The following is a 16615-nucleotide window of genomic DNA, read 5'->3' on the forward strand; positions in this document are numbered from 1 at the left end:
TGCGACCGCGCCGTGACTCATAATGTGAGTATACAAACAAAAACGGCATTTGCCTCATGGGACAAATGCCGTTATCAGATTAACCAATGGTTCAGTTTTTGACTACGTTTCCGCCTGCGATTTTTCAGCAGTCAGATCGGGTAGCGCATCCGCTTCGCTTCCCGCACGCACTGGTAAAGGATCGGCAGCAAAACCACGCAGCCCGACCACATGCACATGCTCGGTGTTATTAAACACCTTACGTACCAGTTTGTAGGTCGTGCCTTTCTCCGGGCTGATGTTCTCCGGTGCCGCAATCACCAGCTGCATCTCCAGTCGCTCACAGAGTTCAAACAGTGTGGCGATGGAGCGGGCATCCAGACGGGCCGCTTCATCAAGGAACAGCAGTCGGCATGGCGAAATATCTTTGCCGCGCAGACGACGGGACTCCTCTTCCCAGCTCTGCACCACCATTACCAGAATGGACATACCGGTACCGATCGCCTCACCCGTTGAGAGCGCACCGCTTTCTGCACGCAGCCAGCCATCGGAGCCCCGGTTAACTTCCACTTCCATCTCCAGATAGTTGCGGTAGTCGAGCAGCTCCTCACCGATGGTCTGCGGCGTCCGCTGACCCATGTCGATATGCGGGTTAAGACGCTGGTAGAGTTTCGCCAGTGCCTCAGAGAAGGTCAGGCGGTTGCTGTTGAACAGATCCTGATGCTGCTCATGCTCTTCTGACAGCGTATCCAGCAGCATAGCGTGGGTTTCACGCACGTTCACGTTGAGCCGCACGCTGCGCACCTGACCAAAGCTGACGGTCTGCAGCCCCTGGTTGAGCTGGCGGATGCGGTTCTGTTCACGCTGGATCGTTTTACGGATAATATTCGCCGCACTGCGTGAACTGATCGCCAGCATCTGCTCACGCGCGGTCAGCTCTTCAGTCAGACGGTTCAGTTCGATTTCCATCTGTTCAATCGCTTCGACCGGATCGTCGGTACGAATAATATCCTGACGAATACGCTCGCGCAGATGCTGATAGACCGCAATAAAGAACTGAATCTTACGTTCAGGACGTTTTGGATCTTCCGACAGCCGCAGTACGTCGCGCAGATGTTCGTTGTCCGCCACCGCCAGACGCAGCGCACCCAGCGCTTTATCCGACATCGAGCGCAGCTCATCACCGCTCAGGTAAGCCAGTTCACGACGATGCAGGCGACGCTCAACGCCATTCTCTTTCACCAGACGCAGGACGGTACACCAGCCCGCTTTCGCGCTGACCACCTGCTCACGCACCTGATGATACTGACGCTCCAGCTGACGCAGGCGCTTCTGCAGGTTATCCATCTCCGCTTCACAGAAGGTGAGCTGTTTCTCCAGCTGATTACGGCGAGCGCGGTTGTGGCTCAGTGCAGTGTAGAGCTCATCGCGGCGAACGCGCGCGCGTTCTTCTGCGCTACTGTCAGCAGTGACGCCAATGTCCTGCATCTCCTGCTGCAGCTCTTTGAGCATGTCGCGCTTGGCGTCGTAAGCACTTTTCAGTGAAGCCAGCACCTGTGAGTATTGCGTCAGCTGCGCCTGATGTTCACGCAGGCGATCGCGGCTGCGACTGCGTTCACCTTCAGCCTGCTCAAGACGCTGACGCAGCTTATCGCTGAGGTCATTGTTGCCGTTGAGCATGCTGGCCGAGTCGTCGTAGCTGAAGTGAGCGCGACGCTGCACCACTTCTGTCAGCGCAAAGGCCTGCTGACGTGCGTTGCGCTGCTGCTGCTGCGCCTGCTGATAATCCGCCTGTAACTGCTCGTGCTGTTCCGGATCGCTCTGCAATACCGCGATGATCGGTTCCAGTTTCGCCAGCTTCGCGCCATGCTGATGCAGGAAGCGCGCCGCGTCCTGTGCCGCATCGACCTGCTCACGGATCTCTTCGCAGCGATCGCCCAACGTATCGTCCAGCAGCAGGTTGACGCGTGGCAGCAGTCGGTTTAACTGCGACACGCCCTCTTTCGCCAGCTCATACTGCTGACGCTGCTGCTGATTATTGCTCTCATGCTGATTCAGTGCCCGCTCAAGCTCACCCCGGCGCGCGCCCAGCTGACGGATCTGCGCTTCCGGGTCGGCATCAAAGGCCACGGCCAGATGTGTGCCGATAAAGCGGCTGAATGACTGATGCAGACGCTGCGTTTTCTGCACGTCGAACGATAACGTGGCGTAACGCTCAGCCAGTTTGTCGCGCTCAAGGTGCAGCAGCTCCAGCTGATTTTCGCGCGCTGCGCGGCCAAACAGCGGGATTTTCGGGAAGCGGGAGTAGCGCCACTGACGCTCTGCCACTTTCACCACGACGGCATTCTGCAGCTCATCAACGCTGAAGACACTGTCATCGAATGACTGCGGGTCACCCTCGATCAGGTAGAGATCTTCCGGGCACTCCTCCAGACCATCCAGCATCTCACGCACGCGGGAGAGATCCGGCACCACGATTGCATGACGTGACGGACCATAGAGCGCCGAGAAGTACGGCGCATCATCGAGGGTCACATCATCATAAATCTCAGACAGTAATACGCCGCCAAAGCGTTCGGCCAGCTGAGTCAGGCGCGCATCTTCCGCCCCGCCCGGCTGACTGAGCCGCTCAATCTGCTGCTCGATATCACGTTTGCGTGCCGCCACTTCGTCGCGCTCGACGGTGGTTTCACGCTCGCGCTCCAGCAGTTGCTGCATAAATTCGGTGACGTCCTGGCTGCTGTTCAGCGCCTGGCCGGTCTGTTCACTGAGCTGGGTCAGGATCTCCTGCGCCGCCAGCCAGTGTGGCGCACGGGCAGTCAGGCTGGTGATGCGTTCGCGCAGCTGTTCCAGCTCCTGACGCATCATCATGCGCTGCTCACCGGCGTCCGAGACGCTGCTGTTCAGCTGTTCGATCTGCGCTTCAAGCTCCTGCTGCAGGCCCGCCAGCGCATCGGCTTCGTACTGCTGCCCCTGACGCTTGCAGAACTCGGCCAGCAGACGCTCCGCCTCATGCTGCTCGCGCAGACGCTGTTCCAGCTCATTGAGACGCAGACGCAGCGACGAGAGCTGGTCGGCGTGATGACGCTGATTGCTGGCATCACGCAGCAGTTCGCGGCCGGTTTGCCACGCATCCTGACGGGTCACGTCACCAGCAATGCTGGTCACCAGCGCCAGCGCCTGTTCAAACTGACTGTGCGCGGCTTCGGCCACGCTCAGCTTCTGCTCCAGGCGCAGCAGGCGTTCTGTCGCCTCCTCCTCTTTCGCCTGGAAACTCTCCTGCCATTCTGCAGCGTTATCGATGGTCAGATCGGGCAACTGGCAGAGCGTACGGGCGCGTTCCAGCGCCTGCAGGGCCTGCTGATACTGGATGGCGCGCGTTTGCTGCACGTCGAGTGCCTGCTGGAAATCGGCCAGCTGACTTTTCAGCTCATCCACTTCCAGTTCAGCCGCTTCGGCACGCGCTTCATTCTCTTCCTGAATTTCGCGCGCTTCGGCAACCACTTCGGTCTGCTCTTCCAGACGCAGCGTCAGATCTTCGATATCGGCGTCGTAGCGCTCAATCTTCTCCTGCTGCCGCATCGCCGTCTGCACCAGATTCAGGTGATCGCTGGCAGCCTGATAATCGACTTCGAGATCGTTCTCTGCGCCACTGTGCTCTGACAGCTCGCGCGCCATCTCAACATGACGATACTGCTCGGTAGCAAGTTGCTTACGGCTGCTGAACAGCTCATTGCGCAGCTGTAATGCGCTGTCGAGATGTCCACGGCGCTCGTTGGCGTGACGCATGTAGTCAGCCGACACGTAGCTGGTCGCCTCTGAGATCAGGTGCTTAAAGAGATCGCGATCAGACTGGGTAACGCGGATCGCCTCCAGCGTCATGCGATTCTCGCGCAGCGCAGCTTCCATATCCTGGAACGCTTTACGCACGCCGCTGTTTTCAGGCAGCAGGTAATCACGCAGCGATCGGGTGATGGCACTGGAGATACCGCCATAGAGCGAGGCTTCAATCAGACGATAGAACTTGCTGCGATCGCTGGCAGAGCGCAGACGACGCGGCACCACGCCCAGATCAAACAGCATGGCGTGATAATCCGTCACCGAGTTGTAAGCGCGGAACTGCACGCCTTCCTGTGCCTCAACCCGCTCTTTTACCTCGTTCAGCGGTAAGACGCGTGCCTGACGGCTGTTAAGCACTTCCGTCAGCATATCGGTCGGGTTGGTATCGGTGGGCAGACCGTGGATACTGAACGGCTTGATATCGACCTTTTTATCGCGTCCAGCGACCTGCTGCAGACGTACACCGACTACCACACGCTGATGGCGTGAGTTCACCACATCCAGCATGGAGTAGCAGACACCTGCCCGCAGTTTACCGTGCAGACCTTTGTCACGGGATCCCGACGTGGCGCCCGCTTCGGTGGTGTTACGGAAGTGCAGCAGCGTTAAATCGGGGATCAGTGCGGTGACAAACGCCGCCATGGTGGTGGACTTACCCGCGCCGTTACCGCCTGACAGCGTGGTCACTAATTCATCAAGATCAAAGGTACGGGCAAAAAAGCCGTTCCAGTTGATCAGCGTAAGCGAACGAAACTTTCCGCGCTCAATCATGCCTGTTCTTCCTCTGCGTTCTCACTCGCGTCGCCTTCCTGACCTTCACTTTCATCGGTGTCGATCGGTGCAGTCGCATTTTCCAGTAGCATGGCCTCGCCATCACGAATCAGGCGAAGCTGCGCTTCACGGGCATCATCACCGCCGCGCACGTCGGCACCAAAGCGAAACACCGATTCCGTGATACGGAATTTGCTGCTGTCGTTGCCGAAAAACCACACCATGCCAAGACGGCGCAGGCGGCTCAGAGAGGCGCGCACTTTCTCCTGCAGTTTGGTGCGATCCAGGTCTGAACCGGTTGAACGCTGGTTAACCAGCTTCAGCAGACGGTTCTCGTCGGCCAGCGAGAGCAGTTCGTCATAGAGCTCCTGCTGGGTGAAGATCCCCTCATTCGCCAGGCGTTCCGGGCTGAGATAGAGGTAGCAGAGAATCTTCCCGACCATCATGTCCAGCTCAGAGAGCACGGAACGCGGAATCAGCGTGGTCGAACGCGGACGCAGATAGAAAAAGCCTTCCGGCGCACGAATTAACTCAACGTTATAGCGGGTGTAAAACTCTTCGAGAAATGACTGGTAGTCCATCAGAAAAGCGTGGTTATCCAGCTCTTCAATTCCGATATGGCGTCCGGCGCGTAACTGGCTGTCCAGCGCGGGAAAAATCGGGTTGGCCAGTGCCTGTGCCAGCTTAACCGGCATCACTTGTTCAATATTTGTCGATGACATGTGCCTGCACCTTGGCTCCGTAATCATTGATGGCTTGCCATTCCACAGGCAAACCGGCTAAATCAGCTTCCGCTACGCCAAGGCGTACCGCCTGGTCCACTACAATGCGCGCCAGGTCGAAATGGCGAGCGCGTGGATACTGGGCCAGGTAGTCACGCATCACTGACGCGAGGTTGAGCGGTTTTTGTTGCGATTTGTAGACCTGCAGCGCTTCTTCAATCATCGCTGCCAGCTGTTCGCGAATTTCGTTAATCTCTTCGTATTCCATCTCTGGCGGCAGTTCGCCCATCACTTCGTCATTCCGCAGCGTCAGCGCCTCATCGCGCATGTCATACAGGCGGTCGGCATTGGCGTAGGTCAGCGCCCAGGGCGCGTCGAAGTAATTCTGTACCGATACCCGCAGACGCTGGGCAAAGACACGGTTTTTATCCATGTCGATGGCGGTACGAATAAATTTATGGACGTGGCGGTCATAGCCGATCCACAGGTCGATCGCCTGCTGGCCCCAGCTGGTAATACGGTCGAGCTTGCTTTGCAGGTCAAACACCAGTTTATCGACGAAGCCCAGGTCCGGGCTGTCCAGCGTGGCATCCTGAATACGCAGCAGGTTTTCCTGAAGTTTGTCGCCCGCCGCTTCCAGCGTATCCTGCAGTTCACGCAGCGTCCCGGAGGTTTCAGAGAGCAGCATTTCACAGCTGGAGATCGCCGCGCGCCAGTCTTTATTCAGCAGTTCAGCGATATCGTTTTTCACCGCCTGCTGCTGTTCATCCATAAGACGCTGGGTCATATCGATGCTGTCGAAGATCTCCGCCACCGAATATTTCAGCGGCGCGAAAACATTGCGATGCCAGTGAAACTCATCGCCGTTTTCCTGCGCGGCATCGGCTGCCCGCTTGAGCTCGCTGGCCACAATCGACAGCTGCATCGACAGACGCAGCGTTGAAAACTCACGCTGACGGATGTAGTAGTCGGTGATGCCGATCGCCAGCGGCGTCAGGCGATAGATAGCATTGCCTTCGGTGAGTTCACTGGTAAAGCGGTTGAGCAGGCGCTGACGCACCATGTCGTTGATGGCGTTGTTGGCACGAACCAACACGGTTTCATGGGTTTGTTCAAAGGCTTTACTGACATGGCGGAAAGCGTCAATCAGATCGCCTTCGCTCATTTCGCCATCCATCCGCTCACCGTTGAGGGTGGCGATAGCCAGCAAAAAGGCCAGACGTTCCACTGGCAGCGCAAGGGAAAAGTCATTTTTGCGCGCCCAGGATACCAGTTCAGGTACCGTCTGGGAAAATTCACTCATAATTCGTCCTTCTGCCCCGGTTTACGCGCGGTCACATGGATGTAGCGCCCTAAGCTTAAAAAGGGTTCCTGACGGCAATAACGCCGCTCCATCTCAATAATTTCGTCGTCGCTTTTTGGCTCGCCCTTCGGCGGTTTCATGTAGTCACTGAATACCCGGATCCCGGCACGCTGCTCAATCACAAAGCCACACGCCTCCAGCCAGCGATAGACCTGCTCGGGGTCGCGCGGATAGTCAGGCGACAGGGTTCGCTTTTTGCGTTTAGTCAGGTTGGTGCGCAGATAGCCGAAGTTACCCAGCGTTAAGGTGCGCAATGTCAGGCCGTGCAGATTGTAAAACATCAGCGACATGACGCCCCCCGGACGCAGCAGATCGAACAGCGCTTTGAGCACCTTCTCCGGTTCAGCGACCCACTCAAGCACAGCGTGGAACAATACCAGATCCACCGGCTTATCCAAATGTTCGCCCACCTGCTGGGCGCTAATTTGTCTGAATTGCATGTTGTGGCTCACACCTTGCGCCGCCGCATTTTCGGCGGCCCGACGCAGCATCTCAGCAGAGAGGTCGCACAGCAGAACCTGATGGCCCTGGGCAGCAAGTCCGCTGGAGACCTGGCCGACACCGCCGCCGGCATCCAGTACTGACAGCGGATGGGGCGACAGCCCGGGTACTATCTTCTCCAGCTCATCCCGGAGGATGGCCTGGCGTATCTTCCCTTTAGTGGTGCCGTAAATATTTTGCGAAAATTTATCCGCGAGATCGTCAAAGTTACGATCCTGCATGGCATGCGCTCCGGTATGCTGCGGTGAGACTTGTGCTATTTTGTCACAGGCACCAGAAGAATGAACCTTTCATCCCCATCTTCCCTTCCGGGTGCTCTATTTTCGGACAACAGGACGCGTTTTCGATGTTATTTACCCTGAAAAAAGTGATTGGCGGGCTGCTTTTACCCTTGCCGTTTCTGCTTTTGCTGATGGCGCTGGGCATTTTACTGCTTTGGTTTACTGACTGGCAAAAAAGCGGCAAAACCGTGATCTCCGTCAGCTGGCTGTTACTGCTGCTGCTGAGCCTGCAACCGCTGGCCGATCGGCTGCTTTTGCCGCTGGATAACCGTTATCCGACCTGGAACGGCGCAGAGAAGGTGGACTACATTGTGGTGCTGGGCGGAGGCTATACCTTCAATCCGGCCTGGGCACCCAGCTCGAACCTGCTGAATAACAGTCTGCCACGCGTGGCAGAAGGTATTCGTCAATGGCAACGCAATCCACAGTCGACCCTGATTTTTACCGGCGCTGCCGGTGGCACCAATCCGAAGAGCAGCGCCTGGGTAGCCGCTCAGGTAGCAGAAAGTCTGGGCGTGCCGCGCGAACATATTCAGATTCTGGACCAGCCTCGTGATACTGCGGATGAAGCGCAGGCGGTCAAAACGGTAGTCGGCGATCGCCCGATGCTGCTGGTCACCTCAGCGAATCATATGCCGCGGGCGATACGCTTTTTCCACGCGGTCGGTCTGAAGCCGATTGCTGCGCCTGCTAATCAGCTGGCGATTACCTCGCCGCTGAATGGCTGGGAACGGGCGATACCGTCATCAATCTGGCTGAGTCACAGCGAACGGGCAGTGTATGAGACGCTGGGCACGTTACTGCAGCGGCTTAAAGGTGAGGAACCTGGCTCAGCCGAGCCAGGGGAGTAGTTGCGTGCAGGCATGGTCAAAACGCGGACGATTAAACGTGCCGGTCTGCACAAGATGCTCGATGCAGTCCCACAGTTGATAAACCCATCGGCGCCAGACAAAGCCCTCAGAGACGGGTGCCCGTTGCAGGTAGTCGTGCAGCAGCGCTGTCTCGGCGGGTGAGGTATCCAGATGGATCAGGTCATATTCACGGGGCGCCCAGAGAATCGTGCCCGGCTGTGTCATCGCGACTAACTGGTCGCTACGGCTGTTTTTCAGCATGCTCTGCAGCCGCACGTTGCCGTGAAGCATCACACAGGGATCATCGAAGTCGCGAAAAAGATGTGCCAGACGCGACCGGCAGCGGAACAGAATCTGACGATCTTCCAGCGTGAAGGCAGGTGGGCGCAGATAGCTCAGGGTCGACCACAATACTTCAACCCGTTGTGCATACCAGGCCGGCCAGTGATTCTGCTGGGTGCTGTCTACCGTTCCGACCAGGCCGTGGCTGTCGAGCCGGTGCCAGGCCAGCAGCCCCTCGACTGCCTGCTCGCAAAACTGTTGCCAGCGCTGAGCATCCCGCGCAGGCGCCTCCGCCGTCACGCCATTCAGTCGCGCCATCAGAAGCATTTCATGCACCGGAGGCTGCTGGCTCAGCACCAGACCATAGACGGCTGGCACAGGGATCAATCCGGCCTGCCCCAGTAATGACAGCTTTCTGGCTTCCAGCGCTGCCCGCCCCTGATGACGAAAATATTTTGCCACCATCGGCATGGGGTGCCCCTGCCGATCGTACAGGGCATAGAGTCGGGTGGGCGGATGTTCACTGATTAATTCGAGGCGGCTGATGGTTTCACCCAGCGCCAGCGTGAGTTCCGATTTAAGCTGTTCCATGCGGCATCCTCCTCAGATGAGTATCACAATATCCTGAAGGAAGTACTGGAGATAAGTTTAGCGGCGGATCAATAACGTTGCGCTGAAACGGGGAGACTGACTCCCCGTGTATCAGGCCTGCATGGCATCGCGGACGCGTTGCAAATCGTCTAGCGTATCTACACCCACGCTGGGAATGGTTTTTGCTACGGCGACATGAATTTTTTCGCCGTACCATAAGACACGCAGTTGCTCGAGCAGCTCAATCTGTTCAAGAGGACAAGGCGCCCAGGCAACATAGCGGCGAATAAAACCGGCACGGTAGGCATAGATGCCAATGTGTCGCAGAAGCGTATCGCCAATCTGCTCACGTGAGGCAGCATAGCGTTCACGATCCCAGGGAATGGTGGCCCGTGAGAAATAGAGCGCATAGCCATTCGCATCCATGACCACCTTCACCGCGTTCGGATTGAAGGCTTCTTCCACATCGGTGATTGGCACCGCCAGCGTTGCCATCCCGGCCGCTGAGCCCGCCAGATTGGTCGCCACCTGGCGCACAATCTCTGCCGGGATCATCGGCTCATCACCCTGCACGTTGACGATGATTTCGTCATCAGCAAACTGATATTTTTCGATCACTTCCGCCAGCCGCTCCGTGCCGGACTGGTGATCGGCGCGCGTCATGCAGACTTCACCGCCTGCCGCTTCCACTGCCTGAGCCACATCGGGATGGTCGGTGGCAACAATGACCCGGCTGGCACCCGATTCACGGGCGCGCTCCATCACATGCACGACCATCGGTTTACCGTGAATATCGAGCAGCGGCTTGCCGGGTAAGCGGGTTGACGCATAGCGCGCAGGAATGATGGCAGTGAAACTCATGGATGAATCTCTTCCACTGACAGCGTGCGGGCTTCGGTTTCCAGCAGCACCGGAATACCGTCACGAACCGGGAAAGCCAGGCCATCAGGCTTGCAGATCAGCTCCTGCTGCGCATTGTTGAAGTAAAGTTTGCCATTGCACACCGGGCAGGCAACGATTTCGAGTAAACGATGATCCATATGTCCTCCATCAGGAACCGAATGCTTAAGGCATCAAGCATACCATAGCGCGGCGCAGGCGGGATGGGGTAAAACACCTTCCCGCAGCGGCTGCCGCAAAATTGATTAATTCAGCTGCCACCGGGCTGGCCAGTGGTCTTTGAGTGCATCAGGTACCTGCAGAATTGAGACGCTTTCTGCTCCCTGCCAGGCTGCGAAGCGTTCAATCGCACGCCGGATATCCACCACAAAGCGCGCCGTGACGCGGGTCGTTTCTTCCAGCCAGAGTTTTTTAATCTCCAGCTGTTTGGCCTGACGCAGCATGCGGGCATCGAGCCGCCCTTTTATCTGCCCACGATGAAGGATGGGCAAAACGAAATAGCCAAACTTGCGCTTCTCCTCGGGGGTGTAACACTCGATACGATAGTCAAAGCTGAACAGCTCCAGCGCACGTTTGCGATCCCAGACCACCGGATCAAACGGTGACAGCAGCGCGCTGCGCGTTGCCTGCAGCGGCGTCTCCAGCAACGGTAAGTAGTCACGATGCAGCCACATCTCACCCAGCCCCTCTGTATTGACAGCAACCAGATCGCCCCCAGCCTGGGCATCAGAGATAAAATCGTTCAGGGGTGCCCGTTTAAGGCGATAGTAGTCCGGCAGCCAGGCCGCGCGGAAAATCCCTAAGCTACGGGCGCTGTTCATCAGCATCTGTCGGGTGGCCTCTGCTTCGCTGATGCCATGCACCGCATCCTGCCAGTCGGGCATGACGCGACTGCGCAGATCGTAGACGCGCTGAAAGTTACGGCGTTCCGCGACCATCAGCTCACCGGCGCTGAAGAGATTTTCCAGATGGCGTTTGTGTGGTTTCCATGCCCACCATCCCGACTTTGGATCATCGGCATGGGTGAAATCGGCGGCGCGCACCGGACCGTTTTCCTGAATCAGCTGCAGTAATTCGGTAATCGCCTGCTGGTGGTCAGCAACCCACTGCGCGTTGTATTTCCAGCCAAGGCGTTCAGGCGACAGCATGCGATGACGAAGCAGTCTGTAATCGGCGCGGGGAATAAAGCAGGCTTCGTGCGCCCAGTACTCAAAGAGATCGCCCTGGGCAAGCGCCTGTTCCAGCCATGCCTGAGGGTAGTTTCCCAGGCGACTGAACAGCACCAGATATGGACTGCGGGCCACCACATGGATGGTATCGATTTGTAGCAGTGACATGCGGGAGATGCAGTTAATCAGATCCTGATAAACAGCGCGTTTTGCCGGAGGGCGCAGCAGGCCCTGCGCGGCGAGATGAAGGTGACGTGCTTGCTGTAACGAAAGTGAATGCGGGGTGTTCATCCTCTTCCTTATCAGGCTTCACCTGAATGGGTGCAGGTATCAGAGCGGGCGACGGCAGCATTGTTCAATGTCGTCCAGTAACGGCGTTACGGCTTTACCGGATAAATGGGCATCAACCGGCAGATACCACCAGTCAGGCTGGGCAAAGTGACGGCATTTCACTGCGTCCTTTTCAGTCATCAGTAGCTGCTGACCCGGCTGTAATAATCGTGTCAGCTCATCCTCACTGTAGGCATGATGGTCAGCAAAGGCGATCTCTGCGACTGGCGTTATGCCCTGCTGTTTAAGCGTGGTGAAAAAACGCGGAGGATGGCCAATACCGGCCATGGCAACCACGGCACCCAGTTGCTCAGGTGCGCGGGTTTCCCCGGTCAGCAGATTGGTGGCGAGTCCGGGCTGAAGTTGCATCGCAATCTCGTCACCCAGGGCCTCACCGCCATTAATGATGACGGCATCGACCTGGTGGAGACGATCGGCACGTTCACGCATCGGACCGGCAGGCAACCACCAGCCATTGCCAAAGCGACGAACACCATCCACCACCACGATCTCGCGATCGCGCTGCAGCGCATAATGTTGCAGGCCGTCGTCAGTGATAATCACATCCAGCGGCCCCTGCTTCAGTAACGCCTCAATCGCCTGTCGCCGTTTGGGCGCAACCGCAACCGGCGCTCCGGTGCGCTGGGCGATCAGTACTGGTTCATCACCGGCCTGTTGTGTGGGGGTCTGCGCCGAGACCAGCAAGGGATAGTGATCCGCCTTGCCGCCATATCCTCTGGAGACGACGCCAGCGCGCAGGCCACGTTGCTGCAATGCCTCAACCAGCCAGATCACGACCGGCGTCTTTCCATTGCCACCAGCAGTGAGATTACCCACCACCACGACAGGCAGAGGCGCACGCCAGCTTTTACGCCAGCCGCGCCTGTAACTGAAACGTATCAGGGCCGTGATCGCACCATACAGCAGGCTGAATGGCCATAACAGAATCCATAACGGGGAGCGACCACTCCAGATACGTTCAATCATTGGCCGAATTGCATCTTATGCAGCTGTGCATAGGCGCCGCGTTCTGCTAACAGCACCTGATGCGTTCCGCGTTCAACAATCTGACCATCTTCGATCACCACGATTTCATCGGCTTTCTCAATGGTAGAGAGGCGGTGCGCAATTACCAGCGAGGTACGGTTCTTCTGCAACTCATCCAGTGCCGACTGAATGGCGCGTTCTGACTCGGTATCCAGCGCAGAAGTCGCTTCATCCAGGATCAGAATCGGACAATCACGCAGCAACGCACGGGCAATGGCGATACGCTGACGCTGACCGCCAGATAACAGCACGCCATTCTCGCCAATCACCGTATCCAGGCCTTTATCCATTTTATTGATAAAGTCCATTGCATGCGCCATGGTGGCCGCCTGCTCGATCTCTGCACGGCTATATTGCTCACTGCGGGCATAGGCGATGTTATTAGCAATGGTGTCGTTGAAAAGATGCACATTCTGCGACACCAGCGCCACCTGATTACGCAGCGCACGCAGGCTGTACTCACGCAGATCATGACCATCCAGCAGAATTTCACCCTGTTGAATGTCGTAAAAGCGGGTCAGCAGGCTCGCCATCGTAGACTTACCGGAACCTGAACGGCCCACCAGCGCAACCGTTTTTCCTGCCGGCAGCGACAGATTGATATTACGCAGTGCCGGAATTTCACGACCTGGATAGGTAAAGGTTACATCCCGGAATTCGATATCCCCTTTAGCACGGGTGATTTCGCGCGTGCCATTGTCCACTTCCTGCTCGCTATCCAGAATAGAGAACAGCGTCTGACAGGCCGCCATGCCACGCTGGAACTGGGCATTGACGTTGGTCAGAGACTTGAGCGGACGCATCAGGGCAATCATCGAGGAGAAGACGACGGTGATCGTACCGGCTGTCAGCGTATCCATTACGCTTGGGAAGCTGGCAGCATAAAGGACAAAAGCCAGTGCCAGCGACGCGATCAGCTGAATAATCGGATCAGAAATGGAAGAGGCTGAGACCAGTTTCATACCCTGCTGGCGCATACGGTTACTGACGCGGGAAAAACGCTCCGACTCAATTTCCTGACCGCCAAAGATCAGCACTTCTTTGTGCCCCTTCAGCATCTGTTCGGCGCTGGTTGTCACCTGCCCCATGGTGTTCTGCATACTTTTGCTGATCGAACGGAAGCGCTTGGATACGGTACGGATGGCAAATGAGACGACAGGCGCCAGGACAATCAGGATTAACGACAGCTGCCAGCTGTAGTAGAACATCATGATGAACAGGCCAATAATCGAGGCACCTTCACGCACGACAGTGACCAGTGCGCCCGAAGATGAAGAAGCAACCTGCTCCGAATCGTAGGTAATGCGCGACAGCAGGGTACCGGTTGACTGCTGGTCAAAAAATGAAACCGGCATGCCCATCATATGGCTGAACAGGCGACGACGGATATTCATCACGACATTGCCAGAGACCCAGGAGATGCAGTAGCTGGAGATATAACTGGTGACTCCGCGAACCAGCATCAGGCCAATAACGACTAATGGCATCCAAAGCATTACTGACCTGTCAGCTTTACCAAAGCCATCATCCAGTAACGGTTTCAACAGGGAGAGCATTAAGGCGTCGCCCGCAGCATTAATAATCAGGGCAACAGAGGCCACGATTAATCCCGCTTTGTTAGGCGCGATCATCGGCCAGAGTCGGCGAAACGTCTGCCACGTAGAGAGATCTTTATCTTGATGCATTATTTATTCACGCTGTTGGAAATAGCCGGCCATTCTACCTGGATTCGCGTTTGACGCCAAACCACTGATGATACCAACGGGGCATTAATTGTTCCCGCAGGGTGAAAACCTGCACTCTGCCCTGTTCTATCCTGATACTGATTTGTCCTGACTGGCCCGTGTCCAGCCACTGAAATCCAGCCGTTCGGTAATTTTCCAGCACATTTTTCGCAGGCATGCGCCAGGCATTGTAGCGTGCCAGAGAGGCAATCGCGGTGTGTCCTTGTGTTTTGCGCAGCAGCAGGGAGGTCGACGAAGTACGGCTTCCGTGGTGCGGTACCTGCAGGATATCAGCCTTCAGCCCCTGCTTCTCCAGCGCCACCAGCTGACGTTCCGCTTTAGCTTCGATATCACCGGTTAACAGTAGCCGGACCTGACCGTCATCGACGATGATGACACAGGAGTCGTTGTTCCCACCGGCTAAAGGGTTCGTCAGCGGCCAGACAACCCGGAAATGGAGCTGTCGCCAGCGCCACTGCGTGCCGCGTACACAGGGTAAGTGCGTTTTATCCGCCAGTGCGCTTCTCACTTCAACCGCGGGCCAGCGTTGCGTAATCGCCTGCAGCCCACCAGTGTGATCCAGATGGTTATGACTGAGGATGACCTGTTTTAAACGTAACTGTCTGCGCTCCAGCCAGGGAATGATCACCCGGCTCCCCGCATTATCGTTCTGCCAGCGTGGTCCTGTGTCATACATCACCGCTTCGTTACCCTGAGTGAGCACTATGCTCAGGCCATGCCCAATATCCAGCATATCGATGCGCCAGCCCTGCTCAGGTTCTGGCTGACGACTCAGTATCATCGTCAGCGCTAGCGCGCAGCTGCTTAATGGCAGGGAGAAGAAGAACTGCGCACGCCAGAGAATCAGGCCACCCCATACCATGACCGTAAACCAGACTGTGCCATTCAGCGGCCACCAGCCCGGCGGCAGCAACGTCAGGCAATAAAACAGTGCGCGTAAAGAGAGATCGGCCGCACCCCAGAAGAAGGCAGATAAATGCGCTACCGGCAGCAGCATGGCAAGTGTTACAAGGGGCATAGTAATAAATGAGACGACCGGGATTGCGACAACATTGGCCACCAGCGCGGTCAGGCTGATCCCGTTGAATATCGCCACCTGTAACGGCACCATCAAAATCATCATGCCCGCCTGCAAATGCAGCAGCTGTAACGGAATCCAGCGCCGTTGATGACGGAACCGCGCAGGCAGCGGGAACCAGTGGTACCAGACCAGCAGCATGCCGACAGCCAGAACCGAGAGCCAGAAGCTGTTAGAGAGCACCGTCAGCGGATCCGTCACCAGCAGCAATGCAATACAGAACGTCCAGATCTGCCAGCTGTTCAGCTGAACACCCGCAAACCGGGTTATTGCCCACAGCGTCAGGGCCAGCAGTGAACGGGCTGCGGGCGGCTGAGCCCCGGAGAGCCACGTATACACTGCAGCAAATAGCCAGCTCACGATGAGGGGAAAAAGATAGCCGATAAAGCGGGCTGGCAGGATAAATTGCACCCCACGCGCCATCATCCAGCCGGTGCTGGCGGCCAGGGCAATATGCATGCCCGATATCGCCATCAGGTGCGCCGTGCCGGTATCTCGCAGTAGCTGACGTGTCTGCTGGCTCATCTCATCTCTGATGCCAAATGTCAGTGCCTCCAGCGTGCCTCGAAAAGGCATTTCGCGGGTTCTGTCACGGTGCCATACAATAAATCGCCAGCGGCCATCACAGCGATCGCTGACAGCATGCTGTTTAAGGATCCGCCCCTGAAGCGGCGTATTATTCGCGAGTGCAAAACGCTGGGCATCGAAGTCGCCTTCATTCAGGCGGGCATGAACCGGTCGTAAGCGCAGCTGCATCGTCCAGCGTTGTCCAGGGCAGTAAATCGTTGGGTCAGCATCGAAATAGAGCCAGGCAAAGCGGGGCGGAAATATCATCCTGCCCTCCTCTTCCAGCAGACGAACCCGGATTTGTTTTCGCTCTTGCCGCAGTTCATTAATCTGAAGAGTGAAGGTGGCGGGCCGTGCGGAGAGCCGTTCAATATCCTGCACCATCACGCGGGCATCGTGACAGGCCCATGCCAGAAACAACAGAGTAATACCCGTCAGACGAGCGGGCTGATAAGGACAATGTTGCAGAGCCACGCCCACAAAGAGCAGGGCCACTATCGCCTCACCGGAAGGCAGTCGGGCCATCAGCAGTAGCGGTAACGTTGCAACGATCGCCAGTCGCGCCAGAACGGTCCATGTCAGCATAATCGTGTCCATT

The 16615-nt window shown here is 57.0% G+C and carries 12 protein-coding genes; 1 reads left to right on the plus strand and 11 read right to left on the minus strand.

Annotation, left to right across the window (positions count from 1 at the left end):
- Positions 1 to 102: 102 nt before the first annotated feature.
- The 4 genes from mukB to cmoM are packed head-to-tail and all read right to left on the minus strand — an operon-like array spanning position 103 to position 7397.
- Positions 103 to 4590 (minus strand): chromosome partition protein MukB, encoded by a 4488-nt coding sequence (gene mukB, locus IV493_RS11530; RefSeq protein ID WP_195857162.1) that lies wholly within the window; start codon positions 4588 to 4590, stop codon positions 103 to 105.
- Positions 4587 to 5312, minus strand: coding sequence for a chromosome partition protein MukE (gene mukE / locus IV493_RS11535; RefSeq protein ID WP_013357326.1), 726 nt, complete (start codon positions 5310 to 5312; stop codon positions 4587 to 4589). The genes mukB and mukE overlap by 4 nt, the downstream gene beginning before the upstream one ends.
- Positions 5293 to 6615, minus strand: a complete 1323-nt coding sequence (gene mukF / locus IV493_RS11540; protein WP_013357325.1) for a chromosome partition protein MukF — start codon at positions 6613 to 6615, stop codon at positions 5293 to 5295. Before mukF ends, mukE begins: the two co-directional genes overlap by 20 nt.
- Positions 6612 to 7397, minus strand: coding sequence for a tRNA uridine 5-oxyacetic acid(34) methyltransferase CmoM (gene cmoM / locus IV493_RS11545; RefSeq protein ID WP_013357324.1), 786 nt, complete (start codon positions 7395 to 7397; stop codon positions 6612 to 6614). Before cmoM ends, mukF begins: the two co-directional genes overlap by 4 nt.
- Positions 7398 to 7522: 125 nt before the next feature.
- On the opposite strand from cmoM, the gene elyC reads away from it, so the two are divergent.
- Positions 7523 to 8308, plus strand: a complete 786-nt coding sequence (gene elyC, locus IV493_RS11550; RefSeq protein WP_095707440.1) for an envelope biogenesis factor ElyC — start codon at positions 7523 to 7525, stop codon at positions 8306 to 8308.
- Here elyC and IV493_RS11555 read toward each other — a convergent pair.
- The 7 genes from IV493_RS11555 to IV493_RS11585 form a co-directional block, all read right to left on the minus strand.
- Positions 8288 to 9181, minus strand: a complete 894-nt coding sequence (locus IV493_RS11555; RefSeq protein ID WP_195857163.1) for a phosphotransferase — start codon at positions 9179 to 9181, stop codon at positions 8288 to 8290. The two genes, elyC and IV493_RS11555, sit on opposite strands and share 21 nt — an antisense overlap.
- 111 nt (positions 9182 to 9292) lie before the next feature.
- A complete protein-coding gene (kdsB, locus tag IV493_RS11560) occupies positions 9293 to 10042 on the minus strand; it encodes a 3-deoxy-manno-octulosonate cytidylyltransferase (RefSeq protein ID WP_195857164.1) in 750 nt (249 codons plus the stop codon).
- The gene (locus IV493_RS11565; RefSeq protein ID WP_003849374.1) at positions 10039 to 10221 is read right to left on the minus strand and encodes a Trm112 family protein; all 183 of its coding nucleotides are present in this window, start codon (positions 10219 to 10221) and stop codon (positions 10039 to 10041) included. Before IV493_RS11565 ends, kdsB begins: the two co-directional genes overlap by 4 nt.
- A 105-nt stretch (positions 10222 to 10326) precedes the next feature.
- Complete coding sequence (locus tag IV493_RS11570; RefSeq protein WP_195857165.1) at positions 10327 to 11541, minus strand: winged helix-turn-helix domain-containing protein; 1215 nt, start codon at positions 11539 to 11541, stop codon at positions 10327 to 10329.
- Positions 11542 to 11580: 39 nt separating this feature from the next.
- Positions 11581 to 12567 (minus strand): tetraacyldisaccharide 4'-kinase, encoded by a 987-nt coding sequence (gene lpxK / locus IV493_RS11575; RefSeq protein ID WP_195857166.1) that lies wholly within the window; start codon positions 12565 to 12567, stop codon positions 11581 to 11583.
- Entirely contained in the window at positions 12564 to 14312 is a 1749-nt protein-coding gene (gene msbA / locus IV493_RS11580) for a lipid A ABC transporter ATP-binding protein/permease MsbA (RefSeq protein WP_013357318.1), read from the minus strand. Before msbA ends, lpxK begins: the two co-directional genes overlap by 4 nt.
- Before the next feature lie 34 nt (positions 14313 to 14346).
- Positions 14347 to 16602: a DNA internalization-related competence protein ComEC/Rec2 gene (locus tag IV493_RS11585; RefSeq protein ID WP_195857167.1), complete on the minus strand. Its 2256-nt coding sequence runs from the start codon at positions 16600 to 16602 to the stop codon at positions 14347 to 14349.
- Positions 16603 to 16615 lie beyond the last annotated feature (13 nt).

Origin of the sequence: Pantoea sp. SM3640, assembly GCF_015654165.1 — a bacterium.
Taxonomy (GTDB): Bacteria; Pseudomonadota; Gammaproteobacteria; order Enterobacterales; family Enterobacteriaceae; genus Pantoea; species Pantoea vagans.